The organism is Limnovirga soli (genome assembly GCF_013106755.1).
GTDB lineage: Bacteria > Bacteroidota > Bacteroidia > Chitinophagales > Chitinophagaceae > Limnovirga > Limnovirga soli.
This window is the reverse complement of the sequence record NZ_WHPF01000002.1, coordinates 40,377-61,230: the sequence shown is the minus strand read 5'-3', so window position 1 is coordinate 61,230 and position 20,854 is coordinate 40,377. Positions and strand designations below refer to the sequence as shown.

General features: G+C 35.3%; 17 protein-coding genes and 1 tRNA gene. 6 read left to right on the top strand and 12 right to left on the bottom strand.

Going from position 1 to position 20,854, the window contains the following annotated elements; translation table 11 throughout:
- Nucleotides 1–10: 10 nt before the first annotated feature.
- The 10 genes from GD597_RS02115 to GD597_RS02070 all read right to left on the bottom strand — a co-directional run bounded on the left by GD597_RS02115 (nt 11) and on the right by GD597_RS02070 (nt 13,510).
- Complete coding sequence (locus GD597_RS02115) at nt 11–2,113, bottom strand: GumC family protein (protein WP_171606160.1); 2,103 nt, start codon at nt 2,111–2,113, stop codon at nt 11–13.
- Nucleotides 2,110–2,844, bottom strand: a complete 735-nt coding sequence (locus tag GD597_RS02110) for a TolC family protein (RefSeq protein WP_171606159.1) — start codon at nt 2,842–2,844, stop codon at nt 2,110–2,112. Before GD597_RS02110 ends, GD597_RS02115 begins: the two co-directional genes overlap by 4 nt.
- Before the next feature lies 1 nt (nt 2,845).
- Entirely contained in the window at nt 2,846–4,054 is a 1,209-nt protein-coding gene (locus tag GD597_RS02105) for a sugar transferase (protein ID WP_171606158.1), read from the bottom strand.
- Between the two features lie 5 nt (nt 4,055–4,059).
- Nucleotides 4,060–4,467 (bottom strand): response regulator transcription factor, encoded by a 408-nt coding sequence (locus GD597_RS02100; RefSeq protein WP_171606157.1) that lies wholly within the window; start codon nt 4,465–4,467, stop codon nt 4,060–4,062.
- 196 nt (nt 4,468–4,663) lie between these two features.
- The gene (locus tag GD597_RS02095; protein ID WP_171606156.1) at nt 4,664–9,307 is read right to left on the bottom strand and encodes a PAS domain S-box protein; all 4,644 of its coding nucleotides are present in this window, start codon (nt 9,305–9,307) and stop codon (nt 4,664–4,666) included.
- Between the two features lie 22 nt (nt 9,308–9,329).
- On the bottom strand, nt 9,330–9,872 hold the full coding sequence (locus GD597_RS02090) for a heme NO-binding domain-containing protein (RefSeq protein WP_171606155.1): 543 nt from the start codon (nt 9,870–9,872) through the stop codon (nt 9,330–9,332).
- A 46-nt stretch (nt 9,873–9,918) separates the two neighbouring features.
- Nucleotides 9,919–11,268, bottom strand: coding sequence for a sigma-54-dependent transcriptional regulator (locus GD597_RS02085; RefSeq protein ID WP_171606154.1), 1,350 nt, complete (start codon nt 11,266–11,268; stop codon nt 9,919–9,921).
- A 408-nt stretch (nt 11,269–11,676) separates the two neighbouring features.
- Nucleotides 11,677–12,069: a response regulator gene (locus GD597_RS02080; protein WP_171606153.1), complete on the bottom strand. Its 393-nt coding sequence runs from the start codon at nt 12,067–12,069 to the stop codon at nt 11,677–11,679.
- A gap of 314 nt (nt 12,070–12,383) precedes the next feature.
- A tRNA-Leu gene (locus GD597_RS02075) sits at nt 12,384–12,467 on the bottom strand.
- A 62-nt stretch (nt 12,468–12,529) separates the two neighbouring features.
- Nucleotides 12,530–13,510 (bottom strand): LuxE/PaaK family acyltransferase, encoded by a 981-nt coding sequence (locus GD597_RS02070; protein ID WP_171606152.1) that lies wholly within the window; start codon nt 13,508–13,510, stop codon nt 12,530–12,532.
- Nucleotides 13,511–13,557: 47 nt separating this feature from the next.
- Here GD597_RS02070 and GD597_RS02065 point away from each other — a divergent pair, with 47 nt between their 5' ends.
- From GD597_RS02065 to GD597_RS02040, 6 genes are all read left to right on the top strand, one after another.
- Nucleotides 13,558–14,019 carry a hypothetical protein gene (locus GD597_RS02065; protein WP_171606151.1) on the top strand — a complete coding sequence of 154 codons (462 nt, stop codon included), beginning with the start codon at nt 13,558–13,560 and terminating at the stop codon, nt 14,017–14,019.
- 181 nt (nt 14,020–14,200) lie between these two features.
- Nucleotides 14,201–14,944, top strand: coding sequence for a UbiA prenyltransferase family protein (locus GD597_RS02060; RefSeq protein WP_171606150.1), 744 nt, complete (start codon nt 14,201–14,203; stop codon nt 14,942–14,944).
- A gap of 235 nt (nt 14,945–15,179) precedes the next feature.
- Nucleotides 15,180–16,301 (top strand): M42 family metallopeptidase, encoded by a 1,122-nt coding sequence (locus tag GD597_RS02055; protein WP_171606149.1) that lies wholly within the window; start codon nt 15,180–15,182, stop codon nt 16,299–16,301.
- A gap of 70 nt (nt 16,302–16,371) precedes the next feature.
- Nucleotides 16,372–16,863, top strand: a complete 492-nt coding sequence (locus GD597_RS02050) for a hypothetical protein (protein ID WP_171606148.1) — start codon at nt 16,372–16,374, stop codon at nt 16,861–16,863.
- The gene (locus tag GD597_RS02045) at nt 16,860–17,696 is read left to right on the top strand and encodes a hypothetical protein (protein ID WP_171606147.1); all 837 of its coding nucleotides are present in this window, start codon (nt 16,860–16,862) and stop codon (nt 17,694–17,696) included. The genes GD597_RS02050 and GD597_RS02045 overlap by 4 nt, the downstream gene beginning before the upstream one ends.
- A 35-nt stretch (nt 17,697–17,731) precedes the next feature.
- Nucleotides 17,732–18,565, top strand: coding sequence for a type 1 glutamine amidotransferase (locus tag GD597_RS02040; RefSeq protein WP_171606146.1), 834 nt, complete (start codon nt 17,732–17,734; stop codon nt 18,563–18,565).
- Between the two features lie 257 nt (nt 18,566–18,822).
- On the opposite strand, the gene GD597_RS02035 is transcribed toward GD597_RS02040, so the two are convergent.
- Both GD597_RS02035 and GD597_RS02030 read right to left on the bottom strand, forming a co-directional pair.
- A complete protein-coding gene (locus GD597_RS02035; protein WP_171606145.1) occupies nt 18,823–19,797 on the bottom strand; it encodes a GSCFA domain-containing protein in 975 nt (324 codons plus the stop codon).
- The gene (locus GD597_RS02030) at nt 19,797–20,651 is read right to left on the bottom strand and encodes a beta/alpha barrel domain-containing protein (RefSeq protein ID WP_235954160.1); all 855 of its coding nucleotides are present in this window, start codon (nt 20,649–20,651) and stop codon (nt 19,797–19,799) included. Before GD597_RS02030 ends, GD597_RS02035 begins: the two co-directional genes overlap by 1 nt.
- Nucleotides 20,652–20,854: the final 203 nt, after the last annotated feature.

Genomic DNA, 20,854 nt, shown 5'->3' with positions numbered 1-20,854 from the left:
TCACCAGTAATTACCTGACTTTTTTTAATGCTTTGCGGTTACCAAATTCGAATTTTACTATTTTTTTGAAATAGTTTCTTAAAATATTACGGCTTTTGGGTACTTCACCAATAAATTCCTCAGCGAAATCTACACTAACGCCGTTTAAAATAAGCATTGGCTTGGTTTGCGAAGATTTCGAAAATGAGGTTAATAAATCTTCATCGAGTTTTATCCAGATTCTGTTGGCACGGCAAATTAAAAATGCCTGATGTAATGTGGGACAGCTACCTGGTTGAATAATAGCATCTTCCAGTGCGGGAAATTCATAAAAAACGATATCGGTGCCGGGTTTGGCAGAAGGCATATTATTTTTTTGCCATGGTATAATTTCGACAGCATATTGCAAAGATTCAAGTTGTTGCTTAAATAATTCGACAATATAGCTTTTACCTTCCTTTTTTTGGATGCTTATAATACCGATATTGTATGGTTTATCTTTAAGGTCTATTGTGGTAAGTAATTGTTGTACAAGACGCAGATTAGATTTCTCCAAATAGGTTGATGAAGAACTAAGCAAAGGATAAATACCTAACACCGGTAATTTTATTATTTTGTAGGCACGATAAGCGTCTCTTACGGTTTTATTGGCTAAGGCTTTGGCCAATACAAATGCCAGTACAAAGAAAAATCCTACCATAAATCCGGCAATTACCAAAATCATTCTTTTGGAAGCATCGGGATTTAAAGGTAGAAAAGGCGGGTCTACGATAGTAAGTTTAGAAGTAAGTTCGTTGTTTTGTTGTGCAAGTCTTGCAAGACTTAAACCGTGCAATAATTCAAGGTATTCATTTTCAAATACACTTATTTGTCGTTCAATTTTTTTTAGTTGGGCGCCTAATGGAGCAAATTTTTTGTATTCATCCTCAAACTCCTGTTTGCGCTTATCCATTACGGTTAAGCGGGCTTTGCTTTCTTCATAGGCCATGGTTGTTTTAAGCCATTCATCCAATACATCTTTAGTAGGTATTCCGTTTGGCGTATTTGTTTCTGCATTTAGGTTTGTTATGGAAGTTTTTAAATTTTGCCCAATTCTGGTTGCTACAAGCCTTAGGCTATCTAATAAATTTTTATTGCTACCTGAAGAATCTTTAGACAAAACTTCAACTACAGCAATTTTATTATAAATATCAGATAATTGCTTACGTTGATTAAGGATTTCTGCACCATATATTGATTGATACATTCTGCCTTTGATACTTTCATTCACTGTATTTAAAGCTGTACCCTGGGCTTTAGAATCCATTTCAAGATTATGGTTCAAAGCATATAAGTCCTCTCTTTCGCCTGCTACGGCTTTTGTTTGTTCATAATAGTTAATGATATCATTATTTACATGAAATTTTAGAAATTCCTGCTCTGTAGAGTCAAGCCTTTGGTAAGATTTATGTGTTTCATTTTCAAAGTAGGCTACAACTGATTCGGTTTGCCCTTCACGCAAAAGCCTTTGTTTTTGCATAAATACTTCAATAAGCAAATCGAGGGTATGCTTACAAATAGCTGCATCATTTGTAGAATAAGAAATTTTAATAAGATCGCTATTGCTTACGCGCATTGCTTTAATATTCTGCAACGCGTTAACAGAATAAAATGGATTGGTAGAATTTACCAGTTTGTAAATAATATTATTACCAATATTTTCATTGTTATTATAATATTGATAAACGGCTTCTCTGGTTTCTTTTAAGGTTGGTTTTACTACGATATTACGAACACTATCTGATACAGATTTTTTGAGACTTTGATAACTATCCCATTCAAGGTATTCAGGATCATGCTTTTTAAGCAATAAGTTCTGTGCCAACAGATTAATGGCCACCATTTTCTTAGTTTCCCGGGAATTGATAATTGAAATAAGATTATCAAATGCGGTACTGGTGTTCCAAAAATCTGCCTTACTGCTACCACTCAAATTATAACCTGAAGCAATACCTGTATAGATAACGGTTTCGGATGCATATACCTTAACCTCATGTCTTGTTAAATAATAAATAGTGCCAGCCAATATACCAGGCAACAATATTAACCATTTGAGGTTTTTATAAATAAGTTTTAAAAAGTATATAAGCGTCATTTCCCTTTTGTAATTAGATTGGATAAATTAACACCTGCGTAGGCTTCCAGCTGCATGTAAACCGTTTGAAAACTATTAGTACTTGTTTCAAACTCCACAATTGATTTTGTATAAACTTCAGATACTTTGGCTAATTGTTCTACCGTAATTTGACCTTGCAAAAATTGCTTTTCGGCAATATTGTAATTGATTTCTGAAATTTGCTTATTCTGACTTGCCGCTGCAATTAACCTGTGTGAAAGCTTGAACTGCTGATAAAGCCTGATTACATCCTGTCTAATTAGGAAAATCGTATTATCCTTTTCGGCAGTTGCCATGTTTAATTGAGATTGCGTGGCACTAATAATATTTTTTCTGTTCAAGATATCCGAAACAGGTAACCTAAGGCCAACACCTACATTATAAAAACTTGTTTGCTGGGTTGTTAAATCTCCGGCGTTTAAGGCTGATATATTAGTACCATAACTGTAACTTGATAAAAGTTGCAACCCATTAAAAATTAAATTTTTGCTGGTTTTAAGCGTAGCATTGCTATACTCCACCTTATTTTGATATAATCTTAATTGAGGTGAATACCTAATAGCTGAATCTATTAATTTAGGAAGTATTTCATCTGTTGCAAGTACTTTATCAAGTAATGAATCTAATGAAACCGATTGTGCTTTTACTTTTAAGGTACCAACCATAAAAAACAGGAATACAGCTATTATACAAATACATCTACATTTCATGTTAAACATTTTCACTTTGAAATAGTGCAGGTATGGTTCTTAGAATTAATTTAATATCATATGACAAACTATGATTTTGCGCATAGGTATTATCCAGCATTAATCTTTCTTCTTCGGACATTTCGCCTTTTTTACCCCTTTTTTCTACCTGCCAAAGACCTGTTATACCTGCAGGCGCAATAAATCGCTGCGCATATTTATCAGTGGTAAGCAATTCTGCCTCATAAAGAGGTAATGGCCTGTTTCCAACAATGCTCATATCACCTCTAAGTACATTAACCAATTGCGGCAATTCGTCCATGCTGGTATTTCTAATAATTTTACCAACTTTTGTAATACGTGGATCGTCTTTAATTTTTATGAAGGCAGATCCTGCGGCAGACTTTTTGATTGAATTATAGACTTTTTCGCACCAGGAGTTATTGTCAGAAAATAAAGCCCTTTGACAAGGTGTTCCCATGCGCTTACAATCATCGCATAACAATGGAACGCCGGCACTATTATCTTCCACAGCTTCTGCAGGTGAATTGTTATATTGGTTAAGGTGTTTCAAATCTTTTAACCGCTTATCTGCATTTACATACATTGAACGGAATTTATAAAACTTAAACACCTTATAACCGGTACCTACGCGTAAAGAATAATAGAAAACAGGGCCTCTTGATTCCAGTTTAAGCGCAATAATTACAATGAGTAATATGGGTGAAAGGCACAATAAGGCCAATGTTGCAAAAAAGATATCGAATAACCTTTTATTTAAAGGTAATTTATATGGTGCTCTTTTAAGTTTATTTGAGCTACGGTTTAATGCTACCCAGTTATTTACTACAAATCTTAAACGCGTTTCAAGGGAATCTAATTTAAAAGGATTGCAAAACACATCTGCAACGCCTGCCTTTAAAGCAATACGGAGTAAATTTTCATTTACAAGATCTGTAACCAGAATAAAGGGGACATTTGGAAAATCTTTGCTTAAAAGTGTTTGATATAATGCTGTACCTGAAGCGCCCATCATTTCTCCTTTTGAAATAATAGCGAGAATATTGAGTTTGTATTTATGCCAGTTAGTGCTTAAATCAATTCCATTAACAAAGTTGAGAAATAAGAAACCATCCGCAGCAAAGCGTGGAGAAAGATTTGAAAGCAAATCAGGAGCATTAATAACTGCTATGACCGGTTTTTCACCGGCAGAAGAATATATGCTTTCCATCTTGATTAGTTTAGGGTTATTTTGCCAGATCTTTTCAATATAATCTTAATTCTTGCTTCAAGTTCGCGTGGATTGAATGGCTTTACAATAAAATCGTCTGCTCCTGCTTCAAGGCATTTGATTCTTGTTTCTGTATTATCTACCCCTGATAAAATGACAACAGGTATTGAGTTAAAAAAACCACTGCTTTTGATTTGTTCAAGAAACTGCATCCCTCCAAGATTGGGGGTATTAAGATCAGTAATAATAATATCAGGAATATGCCCTTCCTGTAAATAAGTTAAAGCATCCATTCCATCGCTGAAAACCATGGTTGTAAAATTCTCGCTTAAACATTGGCTAATGATACCTTGCATGTACAAATCATCTTCGATAATTAGTGTTGATGGAAGATTGATAGGGGTTGGACTCATAAAATAGGATTTTTGTGTAAATTAATTAAAAAATTGGTACTTACTATTGATTGTTTAAATATGTTTCCTGATTGTTTATTTTTTGCAGTTTTTTCTGTTGATTTTTTGTATGCAGTACAAGTGTGCGACGCAAGCATGTTTAATTAATATTTAAAAGCCCGGCACATACAAATTGCCTGCTTTGTATTTGTTGATGTTAGAATGAATTATCCTCCAACTGTTTTTCTAAATCGATGATTATTTTTGAAAGAATATCATCCAACTTTTGAATAATGGCATTAAACTGATCTTGTGTGTTAGCGGACAGATCATATTTCTCGAGTAACAAAATATCTTCCTTTACAGATGTTACTGACAGGTTACCCAGTGATGGCTTTATTTTGTGCGCTGTTGATTTTATTTTATCAAAATCGCCATTTTGTTGTCCATTTTTGATTTCCTGTAAGGCCAGTTTGGCCTCTTTGATAAAGATGTTTAGCATTTTTGCTATAAAATCTTTATTTCCGCGGCTGATACTTTTTAGGTTTTCTAAACTATACAGCGGCTCCTGCAAGGGTGTGCTTTCTAAGTTTTCCATGGTAATAGTTGTGTTTTTTATACCAAGCCATTTGGCTATGGTTTGTACGAGAATATCTTCGTCGAAAGGTTTTGAAAGGAAATCGTTCATGCCAACTTCAAGGCATTTTTGCTGTTCGCCTTCGATTGCGTTGGCTGTTAATGCAATAATTGGGATTGTAGCAGAGATTTCTTTGCGGATACGCCTGGTTGCTTCTATACCATCCATTACCGGCATACGCATATCCATTAGCACAATATCATATCTGTCGTTTTTAAATGCATCAAGGGCTTCCTGTCCGTTAATGGCTTCGTCTACAATGGCACCATGTTGTTTTAGTACTATGGTTGCCACTATTCTGTTCATCTCATTATCTTCAACCAGTAATATATGTTTATTGAATAATGACTTGGGATTTATTTTATTTTCTCCTTTTTTAGGTACATCAGTTGATACACCTTTTTGGAATGGAATATTGATACTTATAACCGTTCCTTCATCTTTTTTACTAAATACCTTTATTTGACCATTCATCAGTTCAATTAATTCTTTGGCAATACTCATTCCCAGGCCTGTACCGGAATATTTATTTTGATTATCATCATTTTCCTGCATGAATTTATTGAAAAGCCTTTTTTGAAAATCCTCACTCATCCCAATACCTGTATCGGTTACTACAATTTCAATCAATTGATCTGTGGTGGTATTTTTTAATACAGTACAGCGGATACCGATACTACCATGATCGGTAAATTTTACTGAATTACCCAATAGGTTAATAAGAATTTGATTTATTCTATGAGGATCTCCTAAAAGTATGGGAGCGATATTGGAATCTAATTGAATACTAAGGTCTAGCCCTTTTTCTTCTGCCTTATTTGAAACAATTTGAAAGGCTTTATCTATTACATCAGAAAGGGTAAATCCAATTTTTTCTAAATTAAATTTACCTGCTTCTATTTTTGAGAAGTCCAGGATATCGTTGATGATAACCAATAGATTGGAAGCGGCATTATTGATAGAACTGAGATAAAATCTTTGCTGCCCATCGAGAACTGATTTTTCCATCTGCCTTCCTAAGCCCAGAATGGCATTCATCGGAGTTCTGATTTCATGACTCATATTTGCCAGAAACACCTCTTTTGCCTTACTGGATTGCTCGGCCATTTGTTTGGCATTTCTTAAATCCTGTTCCAGTTCTTTTTGCTGCGTGATGTCTAAACAAATACCGATAGAACCTTTTACTTCTCCGTTACTGGCCAGAATTGGGGCAACACTTACCAACCACCACCGGGGCTCTCCTCTTTTATTTTTTGTTACAAATTCATATAATTCAGAAAGCTCACCGCTTTTTAAATACATTTTTTGCCTGATAAATCTTCTGCTTTGGCCTCCTGCAAAAACATTGTACAATTTTTTCCCCAGAAGTTCATCCATATTAAAGCCACTCATTTTGCACAAATTTTCATTTGCAAAAATGATGGTGGAATCGTTGTCTAATTCAACCATTCCGAGATTCATATTTTCGATGATACTTCTATATTTTTCTTCACCGCTTTTTATTACTTCTTCAACTTTTTTCCTTTCAGTAATATCTTGCGAAAATCCAATAATATAGGGTAAAATATCTGGCTCTTTAACCTTATAATTCTGAAACAAAAGATATAAAGTATGGCCAGATTTATTTAAAACAGAGAAAACACCATTAACGCTATCGGATTTATCAAATGCATCCAGGTAATGTTCTTTGAATTGTACCTTATCTGCATCGGGCATAAAATCACAAATATTTTTGCCTAACATTTCTCCCTCTGAATATCCCAATGATTTGCATATGGCAGGATTAACTGTTAGAAGAATTCCATTAAGATCGTGGGTACAAATGAGGGCCTGGCTAAAATTAAACAAGTCTCTATACCGCTTTTCACTTAGTGATATTTTTTCCTCTATCAATTTGCGATCGGTAATGTTTACACCATAACCAATCATCATTTTAAGCTGTTTAAATTCATCAAAAATGGGATACATTTTCCTAAGATGATACTGTGGCTTACCATCCTTACCTATTAACATCTCTTCCCATTCTTTCTGCACCCCTGCTTCTTTAACACTGTTGAATAAGGCCCGTCTTTCTTCTGCAACCTTCATTGGTTTATTTCTTTCAATACAAAACTCCTCATCTCTTTTACCAACAATCCATTTACGTATTTCAGGACTACTTATTGCAACCGGATTAACAAACAGATATTCATGCTTTTCATTAAATACTGCAATATCTGCAGGAATAGAATTTAAAACATCTTCATAGAATTTTCTTTGTATTTCCAGTTTTCTCTCCCCTATCATCTTTTGAGAAACATCTGAGTACTTCCAAAGATGTCCTCTGTATCTTTTCTCTATAAAAATGGGTACGTAATCTAGTTCATATACCTTTCCACTTTTTAATTCAAAATGAAGATTTGAGGCAATTTGTTTTTCGCTAACCAGTTTATTGATAGTTTGCTCAAAAAAATCAGCATCTTTAAACAGTATTTTGCTGTGCCTTATCGCTGCAACGCAATCCATTCCTACCAAAGATTCGGCAGAAGCAGGGATTTCAAACATTTTACAAAATGTATTATTTGTAAGCACAACTGTGCGCTTTTCGTCTTCTACCAATAATCCATCCTGAAGACTATAGATAAGATTTGAAAGCCTGTTAGCGGTAGTAACCAACTCTTCCTGAATTTTTTTCTGGCTGGTAATATCTGTATGAGTTCCAATAATTTTTAATGGTTCTCCGGAAGAAGACTTTTCAATTACTACCCCTCTGTCTAAAATCCAGGAGATAGAACCGTTCTTATGAATCATCCGATATTCCATTTTATGATGATCCTGCTTACAAGCTTTATATTTTAAATCACTTTCCTCCAACATCCACCGATCATCTTTATGTACACTACTCCACCACAAATCAATATTATTTCTGAATTCAGTGTAAGAATATCCTAATAATTGCTCAATGGTATTAGAAAAATATGTTTCGCCTGTTTTAAAGTCATGTTCCCAAACATTATCTCCGATTTTTTCCAGTGCTATCCTGAAACGATTATTGTATTCAACTGTTTTTTGTATTGCTTCTTTTTCGGCAGATATATCCTCTATAATTGAAAAGAATTCATTATCAATTTCATTATCCTTTACAATAATTTGCGTGTTTACCCTAGCCCAAAAATTTGAGCCATCTTTTTTACGATGAATTAATTCAAGTTCAAAATTGCTGTCACTGGATAATTGGTTTAAAAACAATTCAGCAACAGAAGGCTCCTTATTGGTTGCATCGCAAAAGTTAATAATGTTTTTACCTAGTATTTCATCGCTACTAAATCCCGTTTGCCTTATATAACTTTCATTAGCATAACGAATAGTTCCATGCTTATCAATAAAAATAACTCCATTTTTATTTGCACTTGCCACCAAAGAAATTCGCTTTAGTTCAAATTCAGCTTTTTTCTGCTGAGTGATATCCCTGCCATATATATTAAAGTAGTTTTCTGAGCTAATAAATTTTATTACGAATAAATAAGTTTTACCATTTACTGAGGCCTCCAATCCATTCAAATTGGCCTCTGTTCCTGTTTGCAGAATAATCTTTTTCCAAAAGGCCGCTTTGGTATATTTTACTCCTTCATAAATAAAATAATCAAGGCTATCTGATGCGGGATTTGATTCAATAATTTCCCCATCAGCATTTACTCTTAAAATTGGGTCTGGATCCTGTAAGGGAAATAAGGCGAGTTGCTTTATTTCGTTATTAACCTTCTTTAATTCATTTTTTTGAATATTGACTGTGAATAACAGCTCCTTTAACTCACTTGAGTTTATTTCCTGATTTTTTAAAACATGCAATAAATCTATTAAAGGGTCACTGTAAGAAAAATCGTGGATAGATAAATTATTTTCCAATAATTGTTCCATGGTGCTAAACCAGGGAGAACCTATTATTAATAATTGTTTGGTTTCTTCTATATATTCAATCTGTCCACGTATTGAAATTTTGTTGCCGTTATTTGCCTGCAGAACCAATAATTGAGCAACCAATGATTGTAGAATACCGAAGTTAATTTCTGATATTAATGGTCGTATTATTGTAAAATGATTTATGAATGGTTCATTCCTAATGCCAGGCATTAATTTTTCCAGACTTTTGCCCATACGCTCTAATTCCAGATTCTCATTTAAAAGAATATAGAAAGGATAAAGTCTGTTAAATTGTTCAATATTAAATTTCAGCTCATTTTTCATATAATCAACCTTCCGATAGAATTTACCAGCCTATTTTAAATATTTCATGATCATCACCTAAAGTTCTGTTTTTTAACAACTGAATATCTACCGTTGTTTCATACATTTTGGCCAAACCCTGAAGAATACCTTTTACAAATTCCTGCAGCCCTTCTCTTTTTGAGTAATAATGCAGCCAAACACCATTCTCTTCAATATTTGTAATCTTAAACTCAGGTGGTGTTAATCTTGGATAAATTAGCATAACCCTATTATGAAAATTAGGCAGATTTAAAATAAATTCCTTCAAACTTGCACCGCCTGCCTGCATTAAACCACTATACTTTTCTTTGGCAGTTCTTAAAACCCACCATTCCCCAAAAGATAATAAAACATCTTGTACAGGGATTTTCATTTCATTGGCAATTGTTTTTGCCAATACATAAGTAACACCATCATCATATGGTTCATTGCTTATAAAAAAATCTATATCAATACCTGATTTTTCTAAAATCAAATTCCATTTTTCAATACCATAATTCTCCACTATCATTTCCTGTATTGCCTTATTTACAATTCCATACATAATAGATAGATTTAATTTTAATCAGTTAACCATTATCTTCAAAATCTCAAACTACAATTTCATGATTTTGAATCATTTTATAAATCGTTGACTTACCTATATCTAATTTATCTGCCACCTTTAGCACATTATTATCGTATTTCTTCAAAAAATGCTGAATAATATGGCAAGTATAATCTTTCAAAGTTTTTTCTTCAGACATCAGGTCATCTGTGTTGGTGGAAGTGGTTAAAAGAATATCTTCGGCTTCAATTTCTTTTCCATTACTCATAACTGCAGCCAAATCAATCAAAGCCTTTAATTCCCTGATATTACCTGGAAATTTATAACCCACTAATTTTTCCTTGGCAGAGGGAGAAAGGTTAATAGCCGACAGTTTATTTTCTTTACAAAACTCATCCAGAAAAAATTTAGCCAACAATAAAATATCAGAGCCTCTTTCTCTTAAAGGTGGCAATTCAATTGGCAAGCCGATTATTCTATAATACAAATCTTCTCTAAAATGGCCCTTTTTTACTTCATCAGCAAGGTTTTTGTGCGTAGCTACAATAATTCTTACATCTAATTTTACTTTCTCATTTCCTCCTACCCTGGTAAGCTCTCTTTCCTGTAAAACACGCAATAATTTGCTTTGCAGACTTAGATCTAATTCGGCAACCTCGTCTAAGCATAAAGTGCCTCCGTTGGCCTCTTCAAATTTACCAATTTTGCGTTGCACAGCACCTGTAAATGAGCCCTTTTCATGTCCAAATAATTCGCTTTCTATTAATTCTCTTGGTATAGCAGCCATGTTCACCGCAACAAAGGGCTTTTTCTTACGCTCAGAGTTAAAATGTATGGCTTTAGCTACCAATTCCTTACCAGTTCCGGTTTCCCCAGTAACAGATACATTAATGTTTGTAGGAATAGCTTTCTCTATTAGCGTAAATACCTTTTTTATAGCTACACTATTACCTTTAATATAATTAGCCAGGTTATATTTATGTCCCAGCTCTTCTCTTAAATTCTGGATTTCCTTTCTAAGGCTTTGATTTTCTTTTATTTTAATTACAGCATTCCACAACAATTCTTTTGTAGCTTCATTTTTAACAATGTAGTCGGTAACACCTAATTTTAAAAGATTTACAGCTGTAGAAACATCTTCCTGAGCACTAATAATGATTACCGGAATTTCGGCATGTATTTTTCTGAATTTTTTAAAGAGTTCTGTACCTGTAGTATCAGGCAATGAGTAATCCAGGATTAAAATATCCGGGTTTTTGGCAATATCGGCAATAAAGCTTTTACCGCTATTATATAGGGAGATGGTAAATTGTGGATTTAATGATAAATAATGCTTTAACATCTCTCCATACCATTCATTATCTTCTACAATAAATATGGTCGAGTTTTCCATAAGGTGGATTTACTGCCAAATTATGGAAAAAGTATTAAAAAGTGTAAAATAAACCTTAAAAATACATTAAAACATTAATTTTTATAACATTTCATTAACAAATTATTTTAGAGACAGGAAGGATATCTAAAAAACAAAATATCGAGAAAGGCAGGTATTTTGAAACAAGCTTAAGCAAATTATGCAGCTTTACTTGCCACGCTCGGTTCATCGTTCCTCTTTTATGGCAACAAATAAAAGACGTTTACGATTTGCTTTTTCTAACAGCTACATTAATAACAAACAGATGAAAGGATTGCGACGCAAGGAAGATGCCATATAAAACAATTGCTGGTATCTATATTTTCTTTAGGCAGCATTTTTAGGGCGGAAATGAGGAATAAGTTGTGATATAGGGTATTAATAGAACTAATTATTAACTAAAGTATTTATATGTTGTATCTTATCCAGCACTATTTTAATATTCTTTAATTCATTTTCTCCTTTTGAAATGTATTCAAAAGCGCCAAGTTCATAGGATGAATTTATTATTGTATTATCCTGATGCCCTGAAATGACAACCGCATAGATTCCTGGATTTTTCTTCTTTACTTCTTTTACAACAGATAGCCCATCCATGGGCAACATCATATAATCCGTAAATACAATATCGGGTGATTTATGCAAGCCATTGATGCAATCAACACCATTGGTAAATGTAAACACATCTTTATAACCCATATTATGCAAATGCTTTTCATAGATACCCAAACAAAAAGGATCATCATCCACAACAAAAATGGTAATATTCTCTTTAACCATACACTAATTTTGCTTTATTAAAACAATCATGATGCCAAATATTAAATAGTTGATAATCAACATTTTAATAATTTCATGTCATTTATTTTTTCCATAAAATAGAAAAAATATACAAAATGGAAATGTTTTTTAAAGGAAGATGGGTATAATTTACCAAAATGGCAAACAAGTAATTTACTAAATTAATGCATTTTCTTTTAAAGTAAATGTTGCACTAAACCCAATATGATTTGCAATTTTAACTAAAATTAAGGTTGATCATTACCAACCGGTGTTACAACAAAATACCCCTTGAAAATCAAGGGGTATTTTTGTGCCCGGGACTGGATTCGAACCAGCACATCCTTGCGAACGCTGCGACCTGAACACAGTGCGTCTACCAATTTCGCCACCCGGGCTTCCGGTTATTTAAAACAGGATTGCAAATATAGAGCAGGAATTGAGTTTTCAAAAAACGTTTTTACACTACCAATAAACTGCAGCCCCTCATATCACTATTATCTACCCTGCCAATCACTTCAAAACTTCCATCTTCATATACAATACCTGCATCGTCTGTTGCAATAAAAGAGCAACTATTAATATTGGCTAAGTCAATAATATTCAAGACCCCCCTACCGGCATTTTTAACTACCAAAGGATCCTCTTCATCCCTAACCAATACTTTCATCCAGGGTGGACAATAGAAACGGCCATCAGTTTTTGCATAGGCCTGACTTAATAATTCCGTCATACCATATTCGGAATGAACAGCAGGAACACCCAACCTTTCTATTAAAAAAGCATGCACTTCCTGCCTGGTGAGCTCTTTTCTACGGCCCTTCATTCCTCCTGTATCCATTACAATAGTATTCTGCAGGGCAAGCGAATACTTTTCAGCAAAATCAAGTAACCCAAAGGTTACCCCAATTAATAAAGTTTTTATTTTTTTTTGTTCCAATGTTTGCAAAACCTGGTATAGGGTATCAAACTCATTTAAGTAAAAACCACTTTCTTTTTTTCCTGATGTTTTGATAAAATTATCCACCATTGCCACCAACGATGAATGCTGACGTTCTAAATAAGATGGTAAAAGGCCAATTATACACCACTCATTAATATTACCATAGAAGTTTTCAAAAGCCTGTGTAAAACTTCTAGTGTATACAGCAATATCTTTTACATAATGCCTGCTGGTTGTTAAAGCAGTTGTACCGCTGCTTTCAAAAACAGTTTCAGCATCAAATTGTGTGGTGGTAACCTGATGCGTTTTAAAAAACGAGATTGGCAAAAAACGGATTGATGAAAGAATATCCTTTGCTGCAATATTTGGTTTTAAATAATCGTTCCATTGTTTAAACAGGGCATTGTTGGCATACTGGTAATTAAACACATCAGCTGCTTTAATGTTAAATGCAACGTTATCATCAAAAATATTGTTAACAATTGACTGGTAGTTCATCAAGTGTTGCCTTGTTTTGTATAAATTTGAATCGAAAGTAACAACAAATGAAGACAAAAATATGTATAGTAACGGTATTAACCTTTTGTTTGGCAGCATGTACCAAAACAGAATTCAATACTAAACCAACATTGGAATTTAAAAGTTCCAATTCATTGGTATTTCAAAGAGGTCAACTGGTGGAGTTTGTACTAAAATTCACTGATAAAGAAGGCGATATTCAAAATAATTTATACATAGAAGAAGTTACCAAAGATGAAAGCTGTCCTGATAATAATTTCAATACCAACGAAACTATTCCGGTAAGCGTACCTCAAACTGCTAACTCAGAAGGGGAAATTCTTGTAAAATATTATTATGGCATCAACGATCCTAATGCTATTATTCCAACATTACCCGGCCCCAAATGCCAACGCAACGATACCTGTGTATTTCGCTTTGCACTGGTAGATAAAGCCAGCAACTCCAGCGATACCATTTCTTCGCCCCAGTTAGTTTTTGTATATTAGTTAAAAATGACTGTTGTTTAAAAAGCTTGCTCAATCTGTTTTTTATGGCAATTATTTTTATGGTTGCTGCACAGTTGCTTTAGCATTGGAAGTGGCTATGCAAATGCAATTACCATTTAACTCCTGGCCATTTTATGTTGATCTGTATTGTGTAACAGTTTTGTTTTACACATATGCGTATATGCAGGAAAATAAAGGCCAGCATATAAACAGCCGCAATAGCTGGTATCGCAATCATCAGAAATTAACAAGGGTTTCTCAAATTATTATGCTTGTTGTTAGCACGGCAATAAGTTTTTACCTGTTACTACAAAATTATTCAGCCCTAATATCTATACCTGTAATTGAATACCTGCCTATCATTATAACTGTAATTGTTGCCCTTGCTTATTATGGTATACCACTGGGTGGCCAAAATATCATCAATACCAGGCAATCTGGTTGGTTTAAACCATTTGTAATAGGCTTTGTATGGGCCATTATGGTTACCTATGTACCTATTATCTGGTATCAGGTAGAGTATAATAGCTTTATAGAATTTAACAGGGTAAACTTCTGGCTTTGTTTTAAAAATTTTATGTTCATTAGCGAGCTGGCCATTTTATTTGATATAAAAGATTATGCTGCCGATCATAACCGCAAACTCCAAACATTTGTAGTACGTGTTGGCTTGCGTAAAACCATTTTTTATATCATTATTCCCTTAACTATTATGGGGCTTATATCGCTATTTATTTTTGCGTCTCTGCTCAAATTCCCATTGCTACGTATCGCCATTAACAGCATACCTTTTTTATTGTTAATAATTGTAGCCCTTAGTTTGAAGCGCAGAAAGCCCATAATCTATTATCTTGCAGTTATTGATGGACTGATGCTGATAAAAGCTTTCTGCGGCATTTTGGCCGCTATTTTGGTAAGGCAATAAGTTGGAAACAAGCTATAAAATATATGGCATCGCCGCTTGTGTCACTCACTGCATCGTTCTGGTTTTATGGCAGCTGATTTTATTATAGGCTAAACTGTATAATTTTATCCAGCCTGCAAACACTAAATCTATTGCTGCCTGCTGATAAGGAAGTACAAGAGTGCGACGCAAGTAAAGCATCATTAGTTTATCCATTGTTGGGCAACACATATTTACGATTTTAAAAATACATGCTATGGCAAAAGAGAAAAAGACAAAAACCGCAAAAGAAAAACCATTATTAACGGATGCATCGCTAAATTTTTTAAAAGCCTATATAGATAACCCATCTCCTGTTGGATTTGAAAGTGGGGGACAAAAATTATGGCTCGAGTACCTGAAACCATATATTGATACACATTTTACCGATCCATATGGCACCGCAGTTGGGGTAATTAATCCTACAGAAACTTTTAAGGTTGTAATAGAAGCGCATGCGGATGAAATAAGCTGGTTTGTAAATTATATTACTGATAGCGGACTTATTTATTTGAAGCGTAATGGCGGTGTAGACCATCAGGTTGCCCCAGCAAAAAGGGTAATTATACATGGTAAAAAGGGCCCGGTAAAAGCTGTATTTGGCTGGCCGGCAATACATACCCGCTTTGGTGGTGGCGATAAAGAAAACCAGCCTAAAGTTGAAAATCTTTGGTTGGATTGTGGTGGCAGAACCAAAAAAGAAGTGGAAGCATTGGGCATACATGTAGGTGCAGTGGTAACCTATGAAGATGGTTTTGAAGAACTGGCACACGATTATTATATAGGCCGTGCATTTGACAACCGTATTGGCGGTTTTATGATTGCCGAAGTGGCCCGTCTTTTACACGAGCATAAGAAAAAACTGCCTTTTGCCTTATACATTGTAAATGCCGTGCAGGAAGAAATTGGCTTGCGTGGTGCAGAAATGATTGCACGCAGGATAAAACCCGATGTAGCCATTATTACGGATGTTACACACGATACACAAACCCCAATGATTAATAAGATGATAGAAGGTGATGTTGCCTGTGGCAAAGGCCCATCACTGGCATATGGACCTGCCATTCATAACAAATTATTGCATCTGGTAGAAGATGTGGCAGAAAAACAAAAAATTGCTATTCAAATGCGGGCCCTAAGCCGCAGCACAGGCACCGATACCGATAGTTTTGCTTATGCCAACGATGGTTGCCCATCGGTATTAATCTCTATTCCATTACGCTATATGCATACACCTGTGGAAATGCTGCATAAAAAAGATGTGGAAGACACGATTAAATTAATGTACGAAACCTTGCTGGCATTAAGCCCAAAAACTAATCTGAGTTATTTCCAATAAGAATACCGGTAATTCTGTATATAAGTTTTGTAACATTGTGTTCTGCCTGCAAGGGCAGAACACTTTTTATATGTACCTGCAACAACTATATCGCCATAATAAATGGATGTTTGTTGCCCTCATTGTTTTTATGATGGGGCAGTTACTTAACAATTTAAGGCAGGACATTGCTATATCGCCTTTATATAGCTATGGCATGTATTCAGAAAAAATGTATCCGCAAAGCAATTATACTGTTTGCAAAATAGTAGTGAATGGTAAAACCTTACAGGCAAAAGATTTTACACCGCAACAATGGGATAATATTACCCTGCCTATATTAAGATACTCCCAACAGCAGGTATGGAATAAACAATTATGGCAGCAGGATATTCACAGGCTTATGCCATTTGCTGATAGCAACAGGTTTACCAATAACCTTTACTTGCAGGATTTTGAGGCATGGTATAAAACCTATTTGGCGCATCAATTAAGCCAACCGATAAATAGTTTGCGGGCTACCCTAATTGCTACCCCAATTAAACAAATCACCAATTCACCTTATAATCATCATTCAGATTGAAACCAAATTTTCAATATAAGGTGCTTGGGTGGTATTGCATTATTTTCTATGCCTTAATGGTATATAAATGGACCAATGGATTGTTTATGTATCAATTGCATCCTGTATTTTTCTATACCAGGCAAGATCTAACCACCTGGCTAATTATGCAAACAGGTATACACCAATGGCTTTTACATAATAGTGCTGGTAATATTTTATTTGATAGCTTTTTTTATAGTATGCCAATGCTTGTTTTGCTGGCCAAAAAATACCAACCTGCCAAATCATGGATTTTAGCGCTAGCAATGCTTTTTATAAACTGGATATATATACAGTGTTATACCCTTTACCCATCCAATTCAATTGAAGCCCATATCGCCTGGCTGCTATTTCCTGTTGTGTTTATAACAAATAGTGAAGAACAATTTGAGCTGCTATATCGGGGCATTCGGTATTTTTTTCTATATTTTTTTATGTCGGCAGGTGTTTGGAAACTAGCTCAAGGGGGTGTTTTCAACCCTTTGCAAATGAGCGGCATACTGTTATACCAGCACCACGACATGTTGATAAACTCGCCCCAATATTGGCAAACCAACTTTTATAACTTTTTGCTGCAGTACCAATATTGGGGGTACGCATTATATATAGCTGCCACTGCACTGGAACTTTTCTTTATAGTTGGCTTTTTTACTTCCAAATATGATAAACTGTTGACAGCGTTGTTTATTATTTTTTTGATTAGCGATTACTTGATTATGCGCATTTCATATGTGGAGGTATTGCCATTGCTGCTGCCATTATTATATAAACCAGCTGCAGCCTCTCAATTAACACCTGTTGAAAACCCTTAAATAGCATTTTTTTAAAATGCTTACTTTTGCAGAGCATGAGAGATAATATGACTGTACGTATTGCAATTCTTGATTTATACGAAGGTGTTGAAAACCAGGGGATGCGTTGTTTGCGTGAAATTGTAAACCAATGGGGCGAATACAACCAGTATACAGTACAATTAGATGAATTTGATGTGCGCAGGGCGCAGGCAATTCCCGATCTTTCCTACGATATTTATATTTCCAGCGGCGGACCTGGCTCACCAATAGAAAGTGAGGGAGAAGCATGGGACAATAAATTCATGCAATGGATAGAACAGGTGGAAGCATGGAATCAAAAAACGACTAATTTCCCTAAAAAACATATTTTCTTTATTTGCCATAGCTTTCAACTGGCTTGCAGGCATTATAAAATTGCGAATGTTTGTAAAAGAAAATCTACTTCATTCGGTGTTTTTCCCATTCATCCATTACAATACAATCAGCCGGAAGAAGTCTTCGAAGGTCTGCAAGATCCTTTTTACGCTGTAGATAGCCGTGATTACCAGGTAATTGAACCAAATCATAAACGTATTAGACAATTAGGCGCCAGTTTGTTGGCTATTGAAAAAGACAGGCCACATGTTCCCTATGAAAGAGCCATTATGGCCATACGGTTTAACGATTGGTTTATAGGTACCCAATTTCATCCCGAGGCAGATGCAATTGGTATGAGCATGTACCTGCAACGCGAAGACAAAAAGAAAACCGTTATAGAAAATCATGGTGAAGCCAAATGGAAAAGCATGATTGATCACCTAAACGACCCGGGCAAAATACGCTATACCTATAGCCACGTACTACCCAATTTTTTAAATGTAGCGGCCGGAGAGCTGATAGAAAGTTAAACTACTCAATTTTATTGTCATCAAATTTTGTTAACCAGCAGTGAAAACCTGTGGCTTAGCCGCTTGTTACCTATTTACTGCTTTGCCACACAAATACTTCACTTATACGTTCCTTTTTTATGGCAGCAAAATGATATATGCCATAAGCGCTGATAAGTTACAAAATTGGATGCCATCATTTCCGCTGTACAAGTGTGCGACGCAAGTAAAGCTGATTTGTTGGTTTAGCTGGGCCCAAAAAATTGTATTTGAAATGCTTAACTGGCAAAATAATTTAACTCTTTTGTAAAATCGAGCCAGGGGTTTTGCTCTTGCAGCAGCTGGGTTCGTTGCAATTGGGTTTTCAAAAATTGTTTATGTTGCTGCGATGCCGGGTTGAAGGGCTTATGCTGCATAGCCATGGCTATTTTTCTAATTTCTTCCATTTGTGTAATAGTGGCATTATTAAAACAACACTCTGCAAACTTTTCCAGTACAAACTGTGTAGCAGCATAATTTGGATGAGCAAGATCTATATCGTAAAACCGATAATCACGAAGCACATCTACTACCAACTCGTAAGCAGGAAAATAATACAACCTGCTAAACTTATTTACCAGGTGATGCACGGCTTCTATTAACCTGGCTTTACTGCGGTTATTGTCTATCACGCCATCACGTAAATGCCTAACCGGGCTAATGGTAAAAATTATTTTTATTTTCTTATTAAAATGGAACAACTGGTGTATGGTGGTATCCAAAGCTGTAACTGTTTCCTCAATGCTGTTTAAATGCTTTATAAACTGCGTAGCGGGTACTTTATGGCAATTGGAAACCGGCATTAAATCTTGCGCCAATTTATAACTAAACGATGACCCAAGTGTAATAATTAACCAATCTGCCTTTTGCAAAAATGCATGTGCCTGTTGTTGCGAAGCATTAATCATAGCCAAACAGGTAGCCTGATCCGGATGAGAAAAACGGCTATGGTATTGCCAGCAATGCCAGCTTTCGTTATGGTAAAACAAATCATCCGCCGTGTATTGCCTGTTTTCAATATAGGATAATATGCTACGGCAAACACTGGGCGTATCAAACAAAATACCATTGGGGTTTTGCAATACATTAAACTTTACATCCATCAGGTGATTACCAATATGCTCGGTAAAGCAAGACCCGGTAAGCAACAGATTGTCCTTATACGTTATAGGTTGATCTAACGGTTTTATAGTAATTGGTGCAAAGAATTGCATTAGCTAAATATTTGAGATGATAAAACTTTACTTTTTTCAAAGACGGACTCTTCTATGGCAATGGGTATTTGCTGTTGTTTAAAATAGTCTATCATAAAACTGGTATCCATATTACCTATTAAATCGTTTTGTGCCATTGGGCAACCACCAATACCACCAATAGCGCCATCAAAACGCTGGCATCCGGCATCAAGTGCTGCCTGTAATTTTGCGGCCCGGTTGCTTTGAGCAGAATGCAGGTGTACGCCAAACTCAATTTGCGGGTATTTTGGTATTAATACTTCTAATGCCTGTTTTACCTGATCAGCCGTGGCCAACCCTACCGTATCTGCCAAAGAAATAATACCAATTCCCATTTGCGCCATTACAGCTGCCCAGTCAAGTAAAACGGTTTCATTGTAGGTATCGCCATAAGGATTGCCAAACCCCATGCTTAAATATATAACAAGCTGCTTTTGGTGCGTAGTACAAAGTTGCTGAATGGCTGCTACCCTTTCCATGCTGTCCTGCATGGTACTATTGGTATTGCGCAACTGAAATGTTGGCGAAATAGAAAAGGGGAAACCCAGGTAATTAATACTGTTAAATGCCATAGCAGCCTCTGCACCGCGCAAATTTGCTACAATGGTTAATAATTTGGTGTGGGTATCTGCTGTATTTATTAGCGATAATACTTCGGCCGTATCGGCCATTTGCGGAATGGCTTTTGGTGAAACAAAACTACCCATATCAAGCGTGTCAAAACCTACCCGTAATAAACTGTTTATATACGCAACCTTAACAGCCGTAGGTATTTGCTTTGGCCAACCCTGCATGGCATCACGGGGACATTCGATAATTTTTATTGGCTTCATATACATGCATTGGTATTGTGTTGACCCGGCTGCAGGTTATATTAATAGCTTTACTTGCGTCGCACACTTGTACGTTCCGATTTATTACGCTGCAAACATTTTACTTTACTACAAACAACAATTTCTTACCAAACGCATAAGCTGCGCAGTATTACTGCAGTATAAGAGTGCGACGCAACGGATGATTAATTGAAACACATATG

Coding starts and splice junctions, on each gene's coding strand:
- GD597_RS02115 (WP_171606160.1), bottom strand. CDS start 2,113: ATGACGCTTATATACTTTTTAAAACTTATTTATAAAAACCTCAAATGG.
- GD597_RS02110 (WP_171606159.1), bottom strand. CDS start 2,844: ATGAAATGTAGATGTATTTGTATAATAGCTGTATTCCTGTTTTTTATG.
- GD597_RS02105 (WP_171606158.1), bottom strand. CDS start 4,054: ATGGAAAGCATATATTCTTCTGCCGGTGAAAAACCGGTCATAGCAGTT.
- GD597_RS02100 (WP_171606157.1), bottom strand. CDS start 4,467: ATGAGTCCAACCCCTATCAATCTTCCATCAACACTAATTATCGAAGAT.
- GD597_RS02095 (WP_171606156.1), bottom strand. CDS start 9,307: ATGAAAAATGAGCTGAAATTTAATATTGAACAATTTAACAGACTTTAT.
- GD597_RS02090 (WP_171606155.1), bottom strand. CDS start 9,872: ATGTATGGAATTGTAAATAAGGCAATACAGGAAATGATAGTGGAGAAT.
- GD597_RS02085 (WP_171606154.1), bottom strand. CDS start 11,268: ATGGAAAACTCGACCATATTTATTGTAGAAGATAATGAATGGTATGGA.
- GD597_RS02080 (WP_171606153.1), bottom strand. CDS start 12,069: ATGGTTAAAGAGAATATTACCATTTTTGTTGTGGATGATGATCCTTTT.
- GD597_RS02070 (WP_171606152.1), bottom strand. CDS start 13,510: ATGAACTACCAGTCAATTGTTAACAATATTTTTGATGATAACGTTGCA.
- GD597_RS02065 (WP_171606151.1), top strand. CDS start 13,558: ATGAAGACAAAAATATGTATAGTAACGGTATTAACCTTTTGTTTGGCA.
- GD597_RS02060 (WP_171606150.1), top strand. CDS start 14,201: ATGCAGGAAAATAAAGGCCAGCATATAAACAGCCGCAATAGCTGGTAT.
- GD597_RS02055 (WP_171606149.1), top strand. CDS start 15,180: ATGGCAAAAGAGAAAAAGACAAAAACCGCAAAAGAAAAACCATTATTA.
- GD597_RS02050 (WP_171606148.1), top strand. CDS start 16,372: ATGTACCTGCAACAACTATATCGCCATAATAAATGGATGTTTGTTGCC.
- GD597_RS02040 (WP_171606146.1), top strand. CDS start 17,732: ATGAGAGATAATATGACTGTACGTATTGCAATTCTTGATTTATACGAA.
- GD597_RS02035 (WP_171606145.1), bottom strand. CDS start 19,797: ATGCAATTCTTTGCACCAATTACTATAAAACCGTTAGATCAACCTATA.
- GD597_RS02030 (WP_235954160.1), bottom strand. CDS start 20,651: ATGAAGCCAATAAAAATTATCGAATGTCCCCGTGATGCCATGCAGGGT.